At 63.2% G+C, this 16,703-nt stretch carries 20 protein-coding genes; 15 read left to right on the top strand and 5 right to left on the bottom strand.

All coding sequences use genetic code 11. From position 1 onward, the window contains the following. The first annotated feature begins 171 nt into the window (after positions 1-171). The 13 genes from BKG60_RS19700 to BKG60_RS32055 all read left to right on the top strand — a co-directional run bounded on the left by BKG60_RS19700 (position 172) and on the right by BKG60_RS32055 (position 10,385). The gene (locus tag BKG60_RS19700) at positions 172-819 is read left to right on the top strand and encodes a hypothetical protein (protein ID WP_075909875.1); all 648 of its coding nucleotides are present in this window, start codon (positions 172-174) and stop codon (positions 817-819) included. 44 nt (positions 820-863) lie between these two features. Next, positions 864-1,916 (top strand): hypothetical protein, encoded by a 1,053-nt coding sequence (locus BKG60_RS19695; protein WP_019346800.1) that lies wholly within the window; start codon positions 864-866, stop codon positions 1,914-1,916. Positions 1,917-2,067: 151 nt separating this feature from the next. After that, positions 2,068-2,970, top strand: a complete 903-nt coding sequence (locus BKG60_RS19690) for a sigma-70 family RNA polymerase sigma factor (RefSeq protein WP_019346802.1) — start codon at positions 2,068-2,070, stop codon at positions 2,968-2,970. Beyond that, positions 2,967-6,143, top strand: coding sequence for a DEAD/DEAH box helicase (locus tag BKG60_RS19685; protein ID WP_075909874.1), 3,177 nt, complete (start codon positions 2,967-2,969; stop codon positions 6,141-6,143). The genes BKG60_RS19690 and BKG60_RS19685 overlap by 4 nt, the downstream gene beginning before the upstream one ends. Positions 6,144-6,531: 388 nt before the next feature. Then, complete coding sequence (locus tag BKG60_RS19680) at positions 6,532-7,239, top strand: hypothetical protein (RefSeq protein WP_019346804.1); 708 nt, start codon at positions 6,532-6,534, stop codon at positions 7,237-7,239. Positions 7,240-7,372: 133 nt separating this feature from the next. Next, a complete protein-coding gene (locus BKG60_RS19675; protein WP_019346806.1) occupies positions 7,373-7,747 on the top strand; it encodes a hypothetical protein in 375 nt (124 codons plus the stop codon). After that, the gene (locus BKG60_RS19670) at positions 7,744-8,199 is read left to right on the top strand and encodes a hypothetical protein (RefSeq protein WP_019346807.1); all 456 of its coding nucleotides are present in this window, start codon (positions 7,744-7,746) and stop codon (positions 8,197-8,199) included. Before BKG60_RS19675 ends, BKG60_RS19670 begins: the two co-directional genes overlap by 4 nt. 263 nt (positions 8,200-8,462) lie before the next feature. Beyond that, positions 8,463-8,738, top strand: a complete 276-nt coding sequence (locus BKG60_RS19665; RefSeq protein WP_019346808.1) for a hypothetical protein — start codon at positions 8,463-8,465, stop codon at positions 8,736-8,738. Further along, positions 8,735-9,016: a hypothetical protein gene (locus tag BKG60_RS19660; RefSeq protein WP_131721840.1), complete on the top strand. Its 282-nt coding sequence runs from the start codon at positions 8,735-8,737 to the stop codon at positions 9,014-9,016. Before BKG60_RS19665 ends, BKG60_RS19660 begins: the two co-directional genes overlap by 4 nt. Positions 9,017-9,247: 231 nt before the next feature. Beyond that, complete coding sequence (locus tag BKG60_RS19650) at positions 9,248-9,754, top strand: lipoprotein LpqH (RefSeq protein ID WP_019346811.1); 507 nt, start codon at positions 9,248-9,250, stop codon at positions 9,752-9,754. Between the two features lie 135 nt (positions 9,755-9,889). After that, a complete protein-coding gene (locus tag BKG60_RS32060) occupies positions 9,890-10,030 on the top strand; it encodes a hypothetical protein (RefSeq protein ID WP_019346812.1) in 141 nt (46 codons plus the stop codon). Next, positions 10,027-10,215 (top strand): hypothetical protein, encoded by a 189-nt coding sequence (locus tag BKG60_RS19645; protein WP_019346813.1) that lies wholly within the window; start codon positions 10,027-10,029, stop codon positions 10,213-10,215. The genes BKG60_RS32060 and BKG60_RS19645 overlap by 4 nt, the downstream gene beginning before the upstream one ends. Further along, positions 10,212-10,385 carry a hypothetical protein gene (locus tag BKG60_RS32055; protein ID WP_019346814.1) on the top strand — a complete coding sequence of 58 codons (174 nt, stop codon included), beginning with the start codon at positions 10,212-10,214 and terminating at the stop codon, positions 10,383-10,385. The genes BKG60_RS19645 and BKG60_RS32055 overlap by 4 nt, the downstream gene beginning before the upstream one ends. A gap of 432 nt (positions 10,386-10,817) precedes the next feature. Here the strand turns inward: BKG60_RS32055 and BKG60_RS32045 are convergent, their stop codons facing one another. From BKG60_RS32045 to BKG60_RS19630, 3 genes are all read right to left on the bottom strand, one after another. After that, on the bottom strand, positions 10,818-10,970 hold the full coding sequence (locus BKG60_RS32045; RefSeq protein WP_019346816.1) for a hypothetical protein: 153 nt from the start codon (positions 10,968-10,970) through the stop codon (positions 10,818-10,820). A 115-nt stretch (positions 10,971-11,085) separates the two neighbouring features. Continuing rightward, the gene (locus BKG60_RS19635; RefSeq protein WP_019346817.1) at positions 11,086-11,583 is read right to left on the bottom strand and encodes a hypothetical protein; all 498 of its coding nucleotides are present in this window, start codon (positions 11,581-11,583) and stop codon (positions 11,086-11,088) included. Positions 11,584-11,701: 118 nt separating this feature from the next. After that, complete coding sequence (locus BKG60_RS19630) at positions 11,702-12,130, bottom strand: NUDIX hydrolase (RefSeq protein ID WP_019346819.1); 429 nt, start codon at positions 12,128-12,130, stop codon at positions 11,702-11,704. Between the two features lie 79 nt (positions 12,131-12,209). Between BKG60_RS19630 and BKG60_RS19625 the strand changes: the two genes are divergently transcribed. Both BKG60_RS19625 and BKG60_RS19620 read left to right on the top strand, forming a co-directional pair. Continuing rightward, positions 12,210-13,004: a GntR family transcriptional regulator gene (locus BKG60_RS19625; protein WP_019346820.1), complete on the top strand. Its 795-nt coding sequence runs from the start codon at positions 12,210-12,212 to the stop codon at positions 13,002-13,004. Between the two features lie 173 nt (positions 13,005-13,177). Further along, complete coding sequence (locus BKG60_RS19620) at positions 13,178-13,447, top strand: hypothetical protein (protein WP_070946520.1); 270 nt, start codon at positions 13,178-13,180, stop codon at positions 13,445-13,447. Here the strand turns inward: BKG60_RS19620 and BKG60_RS31760 are convergent, their stop codons facing one another. Together BKG60_RS31760 and BKG60_RS19610 are read right to left on the bottom strand one after the other, a co-directional pair. Next, positions 13,448-14,104, bottom strand: coding sequence for a hypothetical protein (locus BKG60_RS31760; protein ID WP_131823433.1), 657 nt, complete (start codon positions 14,102-14,104; stop codon positions 13,448-13,450). A 461-nt stretch (positions 14,105-14,565) separates the two neighbouring features. After that, positions 14,566-16,695 (bottom strand): DNA gyrase subunit A, encoded by a 2,130-nt coding sequence (locus tag BKG60_RS19610; protein ID WP_019346823.1) that lies wholly within the window; start codon positions 16,693-16,695, stop codon positions 14,566-14,568. Positions 16,696-16,703 lie beyond the last annotated feature (8 nt).

The raw sequence follows: 16,703 nt of genomic DNA, 5'->3' as shown, positions 1-16,703 counted from the left end.
CCGAACAGGCCCCACCGAAGCACACAGGAAAAGCTGGGCAGACCAGCGGCTACATCCTGCCCACCCCACAAACCGCCGTCAGAATCACCGTCGAACCACACCACTCAAGTCAGTCCACGGATTGAGGCTAAGCGCGCACCGCGCAGCGGGCTGTCCGGATACGAGACCCGCATGGTCGCCACGGATGGCGGGCCGCAGACCCGGCAGGTGCTGACCGGCGCGGAGATCGCCGCGCTCGGGTTGCCGGTCTGGTACATCGAGGGCGACCCTCACTACAGCCACGATTCCCGACTGGATTCCATTGTGGCAGTGGCGGTCTACCTGGGTAGGCGCAAACCGGGTCCGTTGCTGGCTGCGGTCCCCGAGGCGCAGCCCTATCACCAGTGGGCGCGGGCGCGGTTCGACGCCGAGTCCGCCGGTTGGACCGACATCGAACGTATCGCTGCTGCGGTGGATGCGCAGCCCTACTGGACCGGCGACAAGATGCGCCTGGCGCTCGCCACCGATGCGGTGGCCCGGATCGCTCCGGGCCACCCGCTGCGCGAGATGGTGGTGCGCCTTGCCGAGATCGAGACTGCACGCCGGGCGCTGTCCGCTGACCATGCCACGGTAATGGCCCGTGCGGCCGTCCTGGGGGTCGGCAGCGGCGCCCTGGCCGAGGTGCGGCAGCTGACTACAGCACTGAACAAGGCGTACCCGCTGCTGGACCACATGCGCAGCAACGTCTCTGAATTCGACCGCCGGAAGTTTGTGGACTACATCGTGCACACCCCGCCGCGATTGCCCACCGCCGACAACGCCTCCGCTAACGCTGCCTGACCGGTATCTCCCATCGAGCTTCGAAAGACAAGGAAACACACACCATGCGCGCATTCATCGACGCCAACTCCATCATCGTCACCGAAGGCGATGACACCGTGATGGTCGGCTCCGCCGACCCCGCCTACCAGAACGTGCGGACCTACCTCGTTGATGACCACGGCCAGGACTTCGCCACCGTCAAGAGCCTGGTGGAGGTGGTGCGGGTCACCGTAAGAGCAGCCGTCGCCGAGGCGGTGTCGGTAGTGGACGGCAACGACGACGACGCCGACGACGCCTACCGGGTCACTCACGGTGACCCGGTGGCCGAGACAGTGCTGTCTACCGCTCTGCGGCTTGCCCGCGAGACCGCCGACATGGCACCACTGGGGGCGTTCCTGCGCCGTCTGGAGCGCAACCCGTCGGCCGCATCGCGCTCACAGCTGTTCGGCTGGCTCAAGGCCGGAGGCTTCGTGCTGACCACCGACGGGCTGATCGTCGGCTACAAGTCGGTACGCAACGATGGCTTCTCGGCGCACGCCGGTCGTGAGGCGGTGACGGTGGTCCACCAGGACGGCACCAGCGAGACCATTACCGGGAACATTCCGTACCCGGTCGGTGCGACGGTGTGGATGGACCGTGATCTGGTCAACCCAGACAGGCACTCGGCGTGCTCGGTGGGCCTGCATGTCGGAACCTACAACTATGCCAGCGATTTCAGCGAGCAGATGCTGGTGGTGTTGGTGGACCCGGCCGATGTGGTGTCGGTGCCCGCCGATCACAACGCGCAGAAGATGCGGGTGTGCCGCCTGACGGTCGCCGCTCGTCACGACGGTGAGCAGATCTCGGACGCGGTGATTGAGCATATCCGTACGGTGCCTGATTTCGAGGCGTCCGACGAATACGCCCGCCGAGAGGGGAATAAGCCACGTCCGACGTTCGGCGTCGTGGTGTCGTTCGGTGATTCGGACGACGAACTCGATAGCGATCACGAAGACCACGAAGGTGATGAACAACAGGGCGATCAGCGCTGCGATGAGTACGCGGGTGGCGACGAGGATGAGATCGTTGTGCCGCTGGGGGAGACGCCGTGCATGCCGGATCAGTGGTCGCTATGAGGACTACCGAGATCCACGCTGAGCCGCTTCGGGCGGGAGACTTCTTCGAGCATGGGGCTCGGCTCCGCGTAGAGGATCCCTCCATTGGAGGAGTCCGAGAGGGGTACGTCACTTACGGCCCACACGCGATTGTGTCGCGTCTCAGGGAGATGTGAGCACGGCCATGCATTTAGTGAAGCAGACGGATCTTCCCAAGGATCTGCCCGAGTTGTTGACCGCGGAGCAAGAAGTGGAGCTTGCCAAGCGGATAGAGGCCGGCTTGTACGCACAGTTCCTACTCGCCAAGGGAGCCTCGCAGTACACCCCGGCACAGTTGAGATTGGTCGCTGCGGACGGTCGAGCAGCATTCGAGCATTTCGTGACCGCGAATGTTCGTCTCTCCGCGTGGTGGGCGCGTAAGCGGGCGGTAAGGGGCGCCAGTGCGTTGCTGACAGTCGACGACCTCACCCATGAAGGGATGCTCGGCGTCATTCGGGCTGTTCAAAAATTCGACTACACACAGGGATTCAAGTTCTCCACGTACGCGCTTCATTGGGTGCGTCTCCATCAACAGCGAGCGATCGCCAAGGCAACCCCCGCCGCGCTGTCTTCCAGCGACCAGGAGCGTTGCAGGGAACTGCTTATGGTCACCTCCCAGCTGGGTACTGACCTGGGTAGGACGCCTAGCGATGCCGATGTCGCGGCTGTGATGGGTGTCAGCCCAATGGGCATCGCTCAGATGCGCGCCATGATGTCCCGCGCAGTTTCGCTGGACGCACCGCTAAGCGAGGGAGGTCGCGATGGCTCCTCCAGCCTGCTCGACTTCCTGGCAGGTCGAGACTGTGGCGGCCACGACAATGATCATGACATTGCCGCCCAACAGCTTTCGCAGTTGATGGAGCGGCTCTCTCATCGCGAGCGGCGAGTCATTTCCGAAGTGTTCGGGCTGGATACGGGAGAGCCGCAGTCGGTGACCGAAGTCGCAGACAAGTATCGGCTCCCCGTCGTCAAGGTCCGCGGGCTCATTGAAGGGGCGATGGCCAAACTTCGCGGCGAGCAGCAGGTGGCGGCATGACTGCGCTACTGCAGGGGTATTCACCGATCAGTGACGCTGTGCCGCAACCGCGTCCGCATCAGCGTGCCGCGCTCGACGAGCTAGCCGACGCAGGGGAACGAGCGCAGCTGCGGATGGCATGCGGTACCGGCAAGACTCTCATCGGACCGTGGCACGCGCTCGAAGTCGGGGCCCGCACAGTCGCGGTGTTCACGCCCAGTATTGCGTTGGTGGCACAGACCATCGCCGAGTGGCGACGCGTCATACCTGGTGTGCGCGTATTGGCCGTATGTTCAGATCCGACAACGGATGCCGGGCGCGCGGAAATCGGCGTTGACGGAATCGACCCGTTCGAAGGGCAACACGACCAAGGCGGCAACGTGACCACCCGAGCTGAGGTGGTTGCCGGGTTCCTTGAATGTGCTGAGACATTCGGTGCGTCCATGTCTCTCGTGGTGTCCACTTACCATTCCTCGCAAGTGGTCGCTGACGGGATCGGCTTGACGCGCAGCGGACAACCCCTGGATCTGGTGGTCGCTGACGAGGCTCACCACCTTGCCGGCCGCACCAACGCTGCATTTCTCCCGGTGCTCGATTCGCGCAGTGTGCTGGCGCGGCGCCGAGTATTCGCAACGGCAACGCCCATAGTCCTGAAAAGCCGTGGCGGCGCTGAGGCCATCGACGATTTGTCCGGAGCGAGTGCGGTCGCAAGATCCATGGATGACACTGGGTTGTTCGGGGAGATCGCATACACCCTGAATGTTGGGGAAGCCGTCAGCGCTGGATTGTTGGCCGACTACCGCGTCTTGGTGACCACCACAACCGAACCAGCAGGGGAAGCGACCGGAGAGCGAGCTGCGTTGGCCGCGCTGCTCGATGTAGTGCGCCGGTACGGTGTGCGGCGCATCCTGACCTTTCACAATCGAGTAGATTCTGCACGGGCATTCGCTGAACGTGTCAGCGCACTCATCGATGTGGACGGCACACCCATCCGTGCGCTCGCCGTTGACGGTTCAATGCACGACTCAGAGCGCGTGAAGATCCTGGCCAGACTCGCCGACACACGGACGGATGGGATCACCGTGGTTGCCTCGTCGCAGTGCCTGCGTGAGGGCATCGACGTACCGGCAGTCGACGCCGTCGTGTTCGCCGATCCACGCACCAGCCAGGTGGGAATCATCCAGGCCATTGGTCGAGCCCTGCGTAAGCATCCCGGAAAATCCCACGGCACCATCGTCATTCCGCTGATTCTCGACCCCGACGCTGATGATCAGGACCAGCTGTCCACGTCCTCCTACGCCCACGTGTGGCGGGTTCTGCAAGGGCTGCGTGCCCATGACTCGCGGATCGGTCACGACATCGACAGGGCACGCCGCACTGGTACCAACGGCTACATCGACCCGGATGTTGTGGACTGGTTGGAAGTCACCGGGAGCCAGTCCGGGACGATAATCACGCGGCTGCTGCAGCGCACATCGTCGGTATGGGAGCGCAACTTTCAGCAGCTATGCCACGAGACAGATCGGCTAGGGTCAGCCGCGCGGATTACCACGCAAAGCACAGCGCTGGGCCAGTGGATCACCCTGCAGCGCATTCTATTCCGTGATGGGATGCTCGACGAAGACCGCCGCAAGAGGCTTGAATCGGTCAACGGCTGGCGATGGGATGCGAAAGAGGCCTCCGACGAGCGAACCTTGGACCGGCTCCGCGCTGTTTGCACTGGTCGGGGAAGCCTCGATGACACGTCTCCTGGCGATTCGATCTTCACGGGATACGTCGACGGACTGAACCGGCCACTGCGGCTGTGGGTGGCGACGCAGCTGTGCCGATACTGGGACAACGAGCTGGACAGCTGGATCGCCGAGGCACTCCGGCAGATGCCGGGCTGGGACTGGTATCCGTTGTCAGAGGTCGATCAAGCCGGCGTGGCGGCATTTCGCTCCTTCGCCGCGTGGGAAGGTCACGCCGATGTCCCACCGGGGCACATCGAGGATGACATCGACCTCGACGCTTGGCTCGGAACAGTTCGGCGCCGCAAGATCTACGGGACACTGCCACCGATCCTGGAATCGGTCCTACTGGCATCGACACCGACCGGCCGCAAAGGAGAACGGCGCTTCCTGTGGAAGCCATCGGAAACTCATTGGCAGATAGCGGAAATGGCGTGCCATCAGTACATCGCCAAGCACGGCACACTGGCGCGGATGCCGATTGGGACCGTCGAGGACGTCGAAGGCAAGCGTTTCGAGCTGTACCAATGGTGTGCGGCCACCCGGTCTCGGCGCAAGCGCGGAGACTTACGGCCGCAGGATAGCGCTATCGAACGATTCACTGGATGGACCTGGGGTTCACCCGGGCAAGGCGGCACCGACATGATCACCGGTCCAAAGCCGGGCGTCACCGACCACAGCACCCGTGGATTCCAACAGGGTTGCCGCTGCGTTGTCTGCGTCACCGAGAACCGCAGTTACATGCGACGCGTCGCATCGGAGCGGCGAGCGACGTACCGCGCTGATTGGGTGTCCGCACAGGACGTCCGTGAACACCTCCAAGGCTTGCTTGCGCTGGAGACAAGCAAGGACCGATCTGATGCCACATTCACGATCGGTGCGATCGCCGCGGCTGCATGTGTCTCGCGAGGTCTAGTGTCGCTGCTCGTTGGGCGAGCAGCGGAGCCCAGGTGCAGCAAACTGCATCGGCGCATACTGCTTGACCTCACCGCGGACGACGTCCGCGCGGTGCGGACAGTGCAGCGGTCCCGGGGACGTCAAGGCATCCGTGACTACAACGCGCAGGTCGACGACCCGGAGCCCACCTGGATGCTGCTCAACCAGTCCGCAGCGGCGGGTTGGACACGCCAGCAGCTGACCGCAGCGCTCGGTTACAGCAGCACGGCCAACACGCCGATCAGCGGCAAGCCCGTAACCATCGCCCAGGCCAAACTCGTCCATGTCTGGTTCGAGTCGCTGGACGGCGACTTGACCCCGCCCCCGTTGCCACCAGCGAAGAAGCCGGGAACGAAGAAATCGCCCACACGGCGAAACAAGCGAGTTGACCGCGCTAAGTCGGTGACACCCGATGCGGAGGCTTGGGCCAAATCACTTGTAGATCAAGGGTATTCGGTCAAGCATGCCGCTGAGAGAAGCGGACTGCCAATTGAATTAGTGTCCACGTTGGAAAAGGTGCGGCGATGAGTGATTTTGGTAGAACGCGCCGAACAGACGGCCGGCTGTCGTGTCCCTCGGTGCGGCATCTGCGACCCGCCGTGGTTCCTCGCAGTGGTCGTTTTGTACGCGGGATCCCCTCACGTGGTGCAACTTCTCCCGCCCGCACGCGCTCACCAGCCAGCCGCTTTTTCGCACGCTTGTTGCGCGCTGCTGGCGTCGATGTGATCTGCCCACGACTGGAATCCGTTGTAGTTCATGGCACCGTCCACGCGCAGCCCCTCGGCGCGGGGATGAGGTGCGTCCGGTGATCACGGCATAGACAGCGGTGTGCTAATCTCTAAAATAGAGAGTGGGCTGACGGCGGGAGCTCAACGCCATCGACCCGTGATGTCAACTGTTGAAAAGGGGTACGAGCATGAGCAACGTTCTGTTCACTGCCGACTTGTACCGGATTATCAAGCAGGCGATGGCATTCGCCGAGCACGACAAAGTGCTCGCATACACCGGATGGGCCAAGAGCTACCACCAGATCCATCTGACCTCATTCGGTGAAAACCTGCTCTCGGTGGCCACCGACGGGAAGGCCATGGGCGTCTCGAAGGCGAAGTGGATTACTGAGATCAGCGGGGAATGTGACATCCCGTCGCCATCGCAGTTCGACAACCAGCCGGGTCCGGTGTTCGGGCTCAATGTTTCGCTCGACGACGCCAAAGAACTGATACGGCTGAGCCGTACGCTCAAAAGTGACCGCTGGACGCGGACTGTATCGGTGAATCCGGCCGGCAACTATGCCGAGTTCGTGTTCAGTTCCGGGGAGACGCTGACCGTCAAGGACACTGACGTCTATTTCCCGCGTTGGCAAGCCCTCTTCCCTGAGTCAACCGAAGGTGTGCCGCGCGCGGTGACTGGCCTCAACTCCAAGCAGATCGCCAAGTTCGCGGTCGTCGTCGAGGACTCCCCGATGGTCCTGGTGACGCGCGACGGCGTCCATGGCAAGTCGCAGAAGAGCATCCTGGTCACGATCGGAGACGCCTTCATTGGTGTCATCATGCCGGTCAATCTTCGCGACGTCACCAGCGAACACCCACAGTGGCATCGCCCCAACTGGATTGGGGAACTCTGATGTACGGAGACCATGTAGGGCAGGCGTTTTCCGGCCTCGCGTTCGAGATCCCGAGCGACGAAAAACGGGCACGCGCGGACAGGTCGGAGAGATTCGAGTTCCCGCGACGGCATGAGAGTCGGATGTGCTTCCTATGACGAGCTTCAAACGCGGTGACGGAATCGTGTTCGTGCGCAATGAGCGGGTGGCCATGATCGGTCAACCTTCCTACGACCGAACCACTATCAGCGTGGGTCTCGTGACCTCGGTGACCCGCGAAGGCGCGATCAAGGCCTATCGTCACTCGACCTACGACCAGCCGGAAATCAAGCTCCACAAGCATTCGCTGGAGCACGGTATGCAGAAATACCTGCTGCCAAAAAGTGACTGGGACATCGGCGCAGTCATGGACTACTGCCGCGATCGTCCGTGGGCGCACGCCCCTGAACACACCGGAGCTCCGTTCGACAGCCTTGACCAGCTCCGCGCCGAGCTCAAGCAGTTCCGAATCCAGGAGAAAGCACCATGACCGAGATCGATTGCCGTAAGCCGGCCACACACCGAGAAGGCATGTCGGCGCTCAACCTGCGACGAGGCACCGGTATCCGCCGCAGAGTGGACTGGAACCACATCAAGACACGAGACGTGTCACCGGAGTATCCCATCAACGTCACACCCGGCAACGCGCTGACGATCGTGGTGTGGAGCGGTATTCCGAGGCTCATCGTCGAGTCCGGCCACGTCACGATCGACTTCCGTTCATCTTGGGGCAACTCACTCAAGGTGCGGCCCGCCGCCAGTGCTCACGTCCTCACCGACGGCCACTCCAAGGTGACAATCGACAACGAGGGAAGTCTGCATGTCGACGCACCCGAGGAGAACCGTGTTCGTGTCTATGGGCCAGGGCAGGTCACCGGCGGAGAGTTCCCCAAAAGCATCTTCGGCACAGTTATCGACGCAGTTCGGGGGCGGGATGGCTGAGTTCGGCACGTCCCGCGTTGCGGGCTGCCGCACGCCGCTTTCTGACGTGCACCGGCTCAACGCCCATCGACTCGCTGCGATTCAGTAGCCGGTACCTCCTGCTCGGACTCCAGCCGGGTGGTGCGATGCGACCGACGCGGGATCCCGCACCACCCGGCTGTCACCAAAATGCCACCAGCACCGACACCATCGCGCCGCAAACACAGTCCACGCGTCAGCGGAGGTAGACAGCGCATGCAGCGACCACAAGGAAACGGGGGACCGTGATCAACACCTACCATCGGGGAAACGTCGCCTTGACCGTCGATGATCCGATCGGCGCAGGTCAGGTCACGTTCATCATCACCTGCACAGCTGAGCTAACCGACGACGACGTGCGGCGCGTCAACGCCGAACTCGCCGATTACCCCGCAGCGCAGGGCGCGCGGCTGGTGCAGTCGCTTAGCGCCGGGGAGTGGGAAGTTCGAAGCGGCGTCACGGTTCTCGCGACCGGCAACGCCAGCCCGACCGCGCAGCTGCAGTGGACGGCACGGCGATGAGCGGCTGGGTTCGCGGTGATACCTGGGGCGGCCGGGCCTGCTACCGACGCGAAGTCGGCGGCGATCGGATCATGGCCTACGTCGCTTTCGATCTGCCGGACCCAGATCTTGACGGCGGCCGCACGCAGCCCTACACGTACAACTGGTCAGTAGAGGACGGATCCTGCGGGCGCGTCATCGAACAGGGGAGCTCGGACGGCGACGACGGCCTCGAAACCGCACAACTGGCCGCGGACGAAGCGGCGGCTCGTCTGTTCCCCGAGCTGGCGGGAGACTGACCAGAATGTCGGAATGCCAGATTCGCGACCACATTGAGATCGGTCGAGGCGACATCGTGCGTGAGGTCTGGAGCGGAATCCCGGGAACGGTGGTCGATGTCGACCAGGACGAGGCCGTGATCAAGTACCCGTCTGATCGCCGACTGAGGAGCCGCATCAAGTGTCTGGTGCTGGTATCGGTCGGTTTAACGTCCGCCAACAACGATCCGACTCGTCAAGATTGAGGACCTGATGATCGATTCGTCCCCTGGCAGCTGCCGTTACGGCACCAAGAAGGTCGGTTCGTTGATCACTGCCGCTGCTGTCATCTCGCTCGCGGTCGCCGGGTGTGGCGCGGAACCGGCGCCCGTCGCCGGCGACGTTGCATCGACGACCAGTCGCACCGCCGCGCCAGGCCCCAGTGCGGCCACTGTCTCGGTCGGCGGGGTGCCGCTCGACATCGAATCCGCAGTGGCCTGCAGCACCGTTGGCGGAAAAGTGCGCATCGTCATCGGCACTGGTGAATCCAAGATCACCGCCATCGTCACCGACGCACACGAGCCGATCGTCGAGCAAGTTGACCTGGGCGCCGTGGACGGTCTCACGTTGCGGTATGCCTCCGACGTGGCCGGATCTGGCGCTGTGGCGAGCCGCAGCAACGATGCATTTACCGTGCGGGGCAGCGCTGCGGCAATCGAATCGGATGGGTCGACTGGTGCGGTCTTGCGGTCTTTTGCCATTACTGTCCTGTGTCCTTAGCGCTTTCTTCCCGCAGCGGCTGTAGGACGTGACAACCGAGTAGCTGCTGGTACGAGCCGGTTTCTGGCGCAAAATCTGCACCGTGTTGGTGGTAGTATCTAAAATAGAGATACTGACCTCGGGGAGGGTAAGCGTATGTCGGTCCCATCGGACATCTTGGAACTGAAGACGAGCTTGGAAACCCGCGAATATCGCATCGACGCGATCTTCGCAGACGCGCAAGCGGCTTTCGCTGGCACCGTGGCAGACGGCGGCGCAGGCGGGGGATCGCTGTGACGGCGCCAGTCACCACCGGCACGTGCGCCGATTGTCCACATGAACATGACGAGCACACCGGTGCATCCGCGTCGTGCGTTGCGTTCGTCGTCGAGTTCGGTCGCGAACGCGTCTGCTATTGCACCGGATTCGAACCTGAAGACCCCGCCGAAGCCGACAAGATCCTGCGGGACGGTGCACCGTGAAGGCGCGGCTGATCGAAGATCAGCTCTACGAAGTGGTCGACGGCCGCAAGTGGTACACAGCAAGCCGCCGACCGGACGGGTCGTACTTCGTGATGAACCACGTGGGCCGGGCCATCAGCGAGGGCTCCGATATTCATCGCCGCGTAGTCCAGGCTGTCCAGGCGGACTGATGACTGAGCCCGGTTGCCGTTCCCACGCCGCGTCGTCTGGACACCGGAGGCATCCGAATGAGTGACCGCATCAAGGTTCAGCCGGTCCGTGCTGCTGATAGACGCATCCAAGGATGGGCAATCAGCCGAGGAAACCGGAACTGGACTTCTATGGGGTGTCGCGGTGTGTGGCGCTGGGTGGCTTAGTTCGCTGGCGCGACTTCCAGCCCAGCAGGGTCCTCCCACCATTCGTGAACCCCGCGGTCGCGGTCCATCCAGAACACGGGGATGAGACCGGTGGTGGCGGCCGGCGGGCGTGGAGTTCCCGGTTCCCAGCCGAGGACCGGGTTCAGTCCGCCCATGGATCCACTGTCGGCGAGCACCTCGCCCTCGACACCGGAGCCACCTCGACGCGTGACGCGGTCCCCGACTCTGAATAGGTGTGCCGCGGGCTCAGACGACATAAGCGTCAGGGTCGCGGGTGAGAAGCTCGGCGATCGTCTTCGCCCAGGTTGGCGACTCGGCCGTGGCGATCAGTACTCGATCCTGAGTAGGACCGCTGAATCCGTACACGTGAACGTCGTCAGCGACGAACTCCTGGTCCATGTCGTGGCTCCCCTTCCGTTGCCGCGGTGAGTGATACGCCCGCTGATCGTGGCATGGGGGCCGGAAGAGCGGGCCGCCAGGCGCGTAGCTCAGATACAGCCACCATGGCTGCTTGTCAGGACTCGGCGAGGCATGCCAAGTAACCGTCAGCGCGATCAGCCGCCTCGCCGGCGAGTTCACCGATTCGCCGAAGCGCTGCGGCGGCGTCACAGCTGCGGTCATATCCCGGGTCGTCGAACAACCCGCTGCGGGAGGTGTACCAGTCGCGAACCTGCGCGGGTGCAGCATCTTCGGCAAGCGCGCAGATCAAGAGTAGGGCCTCGGCGCGGTAACCCTGCTTGCCGATCACGTCTGCAGGCTCGTGCAGCCACTGCGGCCACGGCAATCCGGCGATGACCGACGCCACCGCATCCAGCGCCACTTCGGCGGCCTCTGCACGGTCGCTGAAAGGGGAGCCGATGCCGGAGATGAACCGGTGAAACTCGCCGGCCAGCGATGCGGGTTCGGCGACACTGTCACATGTGTGCGGCGGCGCGAGGATGCCGGCACTGGTGAGGTTGGCGCAGGCGTCGTCCAGGAAAGTGTCGAACAGCTGGTCCTGAGTGCTGGTCACGGTGATCCTTTGGTGAAGTCGGGGTCCACCGTGAGAATCCGCCTCATGAGGGAGCTGATCGACGCGCGGCGCGGCGGGGCCGCGATCGCCACACAGAATCGCCCGGACGGCCGCGTGTTTAGGCGGTGACCAAGTTGGTGCCGTCGTGAGCTCGTGTGTGGACCGTGCCGTCGAACGCATCGAGCACCCGGATGGCGAACGCTGGCGTCATCGCGGCCTCGACCTGGTCCCTGGTCATCCAGCGGACGTCTTGAGCCTCGTCGGTCGGGTGAACCTCACCGGCGACAGGGCGGCACCGAAAAACCAGCGCAACAATGCCGCGGCTGAGATTCTTGTAGACGCCGGTCAGCTGCTCGACGTCGACCTGTAAACCGGTCTCTTCGCGAACCTCACGCCGTACACCGTCCTCGAACGATTCATCCAGCTCCAGAACACCACCAGGAGCTTCCCAGCGGCCGTTGTCGTCACGTCGAATGACGAGAACTCGATTGTCGCTGTCGACGACGATCCCTGCCACACTGACCGAGTGTTTCGGTGTGTCTGCCACCGTCCGACCTCCATTGGACTCGGGTGCTGCTTCGTGACACGCGTGAGCGATACCTCTAGGCTAGTCGTCTAGATATGCCATGAAAGGCCGACACGTGCTGCAACTTGACGGGATCGACAAGGCGGACGACCGTCCGCCCTATCGGCAGATCGCGGCGATTTTGCGTGCAGCCATCGAGTCGCGCCAGTTTGCGGCAGGCGAGCGGCTTCCGTCCGAAGCGGACCTGATCGAGCATTTCGGTGTAGCGCGCATGACTGTCCGGCAGGCAGTCCAGGAGCTGCGCGGCGAGGGGCTTGTTGTCTCCGAACACGGTCGTGGTGTTTTTGTGCAGGCACGTCCGCCGATTCGGCGACTGGCCTCTGATCGGTTCGCACGCAGGCACCGTGACGAGGGCAAAGCCGCGTTCAGTGTTGAAGCTGAGAAGTCCGGTTATTCTCCCCGCGTCGACAGCATCACGGTTCGGCGACAGAAGCCAGGTTCCCTCGTTGCCGAGCGACTTCGCGTCCCCGTCAGCGATGACGTCGTTGTACGGTCGCGGCGTTACCTGGCGGACGGGCAGCCAATCGAGACCGCCGTTTCCTACATCCCGGTGGCTTTTGCTGCCGGCACCGCGATCGAACAAACCGACACGGGTCCCGGCGGTATCTATGCGCGTCTCGAAGAATCCGGGCATGTCCTAGCACGGTTCACTGAGGAGGTTGGAGCACGGATGCCCACCCCTGACGAACGCCGTGTGCTCAACATCGGTTTGGGCGTGCCTGTTTTGACCGTGCTGCGTACCGCCTACGACGTGAACGATGTGGCGGTCGAAGTTTGCGACACCGTGAAAGTTGCACCTTCCTACCTGCTCGAATACGAATTCTCGGCGCGCTAAATCCCCGGAAACCCTTTCGATGGGGCCGCCATGCCTAGAACTTGTCTAGACGTCTATGTATGCTCAACCTATCTGGAGACGGGTCCATCGGATCAGCCGACCGGACTCTCATTTGCGCCACCACCAAGGACGCAGTGACGTGAGATAACCGCAACAGGAAGGGCATTCGGAATATGACCACCATCACCGCCACGGAAACCGACCTGATGCAGCGATTGCGCGTGGCAGGTGATGGGAAACAGTTCGAGGTACGTGGCGGGTCCACTCATGGGCGATCGCTGACTGTCGACGAACTGATTGCGGAACTTCTTCCCGGGCCCTTCGTGTTGGGTGCCGCCGTCGAACGGCTTGAAGCCGGGTACCCGGCACTTGTCGGGATCGTCGACGCCGAAGGCGAGCGGGAAATCTGGGTGAAGACCCAGTCTCAGGACGTCAGCGCATAGTCAGTCGTTGCTGACTGTCACTTGGAACAGACCGTCTCGGGACAGGCCGATGCCGCGCACCGACCGAACACCCCACGCCGCAAGCAGGTGGCTTTTGACCAGGGAAATGGCCGTTCCTTCAGTGATTCCCTGAAGCTCGAGAATTACTTCAGCGTCCCCGTCTGGGCGCGGGTCGACTCTGACGAGAACCAGCGCGTCCGACATGCCGACTGCGGCGCACGCGCCGACGGTCGCCCATCGAGCACGGGTGCAGCCTCCGTCGGAATCCAGCAGTGCACCCGCCGCTGACTCAGGAGTCGGCGGCACGAAAGCCGACTCCTGGCTGGGAGGTTGCTCTGCTTCTGTCGATGGGGGATTGCTGCCTTTTGATCGGCCTACGGCGATTCCGGCGATGCCGGCGATGAGAAGCAAGGCTCCAGCAACTATCGACCAGGAATCCTTGTCTCCGTCAGCCAGCTTTCTCGGCAGCGATCGATCCTCTTGAGCCTGGTACCAGGCATATTCCGCCTCGCAGGCGGCATTCGTGGCATCCCTCAGTGCTCCGTGGAGGGAAGAGTTATCGTCTCTGCACGTCGGTTTCGGGGGCGATTCTTGGCACCCGGCCACGAATGTCGCAACCAGTACCACAAGAAGAAGGGTGATTGCCTTCGTCGGCATCTTCCGCATCCAGCCCCCTGCGCCCTGCGTCCGTTCGAATCACCCACGAACACAGGGTGATGTCTCACCCTGTTGGGTTACACGAATTTACGTGGTGTGGATCGGGTGCCGGTCAGCCTGGTCCGTTTTCGTCCTCAAAACGCCGCGCTACGTCGCCGCGGCCTTCGCCCGGTCATAGTTGGTCAAGGCCTGCTTCCTCCCGGATCTCGGGTACGCCGCGAAGGTGCTGGTCGGCCAACGCCGCAGGATCGGCTTCTTGGGCCTCGGCTGCCCTCGCATTCTTGCGCGACAACGTGCGCAGCGCCGACTGACTCCAGCTGCAGGATTAACGAACGCGCTCGACTGCGCGAGGAGTGCCGAGATCTGGAACTGATGCACGGTCCGGCCGCCTTAGTGCCGATCACGATGCCCCGAGGCGACAGTCCTGGTGCCGACAACCCACGGGGGCAGTGCGTACCCGATCAGTTCGCCGGAGCCACTCCGGCAGCTGCGCCCTTCACCGAGGCCTTCGCACGCTTCTCGGCGCGTATAGGTTTTCCGTCGCGCACGAAGCCAGCGGTGGAGGCGACCGTAGAAACGAGCATGCTCTCATCGCTGATGAACGGATGGAACCCAACACCGCTGCCGCCACGTCCTTTCGTCGGAATATCCCAGACAGCAGTGACTTTCCAGCCCTTCTCTGAGATCGACAAGATCGCTTCAGACTCAGCTCCAGTGAGCTGGAACGCGGCGATCACCGCGTCACCTCCATCGGAGGCCAGCTTGATGCCGAGCACCCCGTTGCCGGCGGCGCCCTGTGGATTAACGGTCGCGGGATCCAGTCGCAAGACCTTGCCGCGCCGGGTGATCAGTCCGAGGTGCGCACCAGGGGCCAACACCCCGGAGCACAGCAGCCCGGTGATGTCTGGGGCGACTGGAACGTCGCGCGTCTTTGTCGGCAGGCCTTTGCCGTCAGTCAGTTTCACTCTGCCGTCAGTCCATACCGCCCAGCCGAGACCATTCGAGAGCAACTCACCGTGACTGTCGGAGAACACGCCCCGATCATCGAGTCGCCAGTTCTTGTTGATCGTGCGCTCACGGGGGCCGTCGTCGGAGCCCCCACCAGTCACCGGCACCGCATCGAAGTCCAGGTGCGTACGGCGATCGAACTCGGGCGCGTTGAACAATCTTGTCGTCTCGACCAGCTCCGCGTCGATCACCGCGCGGCGCTCGGTCGGTGACGAGACCAGTCGAGTGAGCGTGGCGTGTTCAGCATCCAGCTTCTTCGATTCAGCCTGCAGTTCCAGCACGTCGAGCCGGGTCAGCCGGCGCAGCTGCATCGCCAGTACGTAGTCGGCCTGCTCTGCGTCGAGCGTGAACCGCGCTTGCAGCCCAGTGCGTGCGTCGTCGACGGTATCGGAGCCGCGGATGATCGCCACGGCGGCGTCGATGTCCAAGTGCACCGCCATCAGGCCGGCCACCAGGTGCCGCCGCGCCTCGACCTTCTCCAGCCGGTACTCGCTGCGGCGCAACACCACTGAATCACGCAGGGACAAAAATGCCGAGATCAGTTCGCGCACAGTCCACCAGCGCGGAACCCGGTCGCCATCAAGCGCAACCACGCTGGCCGCGAACGTGCCCTCCAGCGGAGTCTGGGCCAGCAGCTGGTCACGCACCGTCTCAGGATCGTGCCCGCGCTTTACTGTGACTGCAATGCGTAGTCCGTTGCGGCGGTCGGTTAGGTCGGACATGTCGGCGATGCCCGGAGCTTCCCCCGACTCGACTAGAGCACGGATTCGTTCCTGCACAGTGGAACTGGCAACACCGGGCGGAAGCTCAGTGATCGTGATCGTCTTACCGTCGACCACCGCCGTGCCGCGTACGGTGAACGCACCTTTTCCGGTGGTGATGTAGTCGCGAAGCCCGTCGGAACCGACCACGGATGCCCCGCAACCCCAGTCAGGGCCAGGCAGCAGTTCCATGAGCGCGTCATCGGACAACTGTGGATCAGCCAGTAGCGCCCGGCACGCCGCCATCACCTCGCGAGGGTTGTGTGCGGGAACCTTGGTGGCCCAACCTTCGGCGATGCCGACGGCACCGTTGCAGAGCAGGAACGGGAATTGCGCCGGCAGCACGGCCGGCTCAATCCATTCCCCGTCGAACGTGTCGGTCATCGGTACCGCGTGGTCTCCGAGTTCAGAGGTCAGTGCGGCACCCGTTGGGGACAGGCGCATTTCTGTGTATCGGTCGGCGGCCGGTGTGTCACCTTGAATGCGCGGGAAAGCTCCCTGTCCGTCAATGATTTTGACGCGCTGGAAGTCGGCGGCCAGAAGCGCCGCTGCGCCATACATCGCTGCACCACCGTGCGGGTGCAGGTTGCCGGTAACCGCCGAGCAGACCTTCGACGACTTCTGCGGCTTGTTGCCCGGCAGCAGCTTTGAGGCGTGCATCTGGTACAGCAGACGGCGCTGTCCAGGTTTGAGACCATCGAATGCTGACGGTATCGCACGATCGCTGACGCTGTAGAGCGCGAAGGTGAGTTGGTATCGGTTCCAGTAGTCCTCGGCGCTCTGCTCGAGCACAAGGTCACGGTTCTGTTCTGTGGCAGTCACGGTGTTGC

The organism is Mycobacterium syngnathidarum (genome assembly GCF_001942625.1).
Taxonomy (GTDB): Bacteria; Actinomycetota; Actinomycetes; order Mycobacteriales; family Mycobacteriaceae; genus Mycobacterium; species Mycobacterium syngnathidarum.
Note: the sequence above shows the minus strand (reverse complement) of the source record. Positions and strands in the feature narration are given on the sequence as shown.

Coding starts and splice junctions, on each gene's coding strand:
- BKG60_RS19620 (WP_070946520.1), top strand. CDS start 13,178: ATGACCACCATCACCGCCACGGAAACCGACCTGATGCAGCGATTGCGC.
- BKG60_RS31760 (WP_131823433.1), bottom strand. CDS start 14,104: ATGCCGACGAAGGCAATCACCCTTCTTCTTGTGGTACTGGTTGCGACA.
- BKG60_RS19650 (WP_019346811.1), top strand. CDS start 9,248: ATGATCGATTCGTCCCCTGGCAGCTGCCGTTACGGCACCAAGAAGGTC.
- BKG60_RS19675 (WP_019346806.1), top strand. CDS start 7,373: ATGACGAGCTTCAAACGCGGTGACGGAATCGTGTTCGTGCGCAATGAG.
- BKG60_RS32045 (WP_019346816.1), bottom strand. CDS start 10,970: ATGGACCAGGAGTTCGTCGCTGACGACGTTCACGTGTACGGATTCAGC.
- BKG60_RS19700 (WP_075909875.1), top strand. CDS start 172: ATGGTCGCCACGGATGGCGGGCCGCAGACCCGGCAGGTGCTGACCGGC.
- BKG60_RS32060 (WP_019346812.1), top strand. CDS start 9,890: ATGTCGGTCCCATCGGACATCTTGGAACTGAAGACGAGCTTGGAAACC.
- BKG60_RS19670 (WP_019346807.1), top strand. CDS start 7,744: ATGACCGAGATCGATTGCCGTAAGCCGGCCACACACCGAGAAGGCATG.
- BKG60_RS19625 (WP_019346820.1), top strand. CDS start 12,210: ATGAAAGGCCGACACGTGCTGCAACTTGACGGGATCGACAAGGCGGAC.
- BKG60_RS19685 (WP_075909874.1), top strand. CDS start 2,967: ATGACTGCGCTACTGCAGGGGTATTCACCGATCAGTGACGCTGTGCCG.
- BKG60_RS19660 (WP_131721840.1), top strand. CDS start 8,735: ATGAGCGGCTGGGTTCGCGGTGATACCTGGGGCGGCCGGGCCTGCTAC.
- BKG60_RS19680 (WP_019346804.1), top strand. CDS start 6,532: ATGAGCAACGTTCTGTTCACTGCCGACTTGTACCGGATTATCAAGCAG.
- BKG60_RS19695 (WP_019346800.1), top strand. CDS start 864: ATGCGCGCATTCATCGACGCCAACTCCATCATCGTCACCGAAGGCGAT.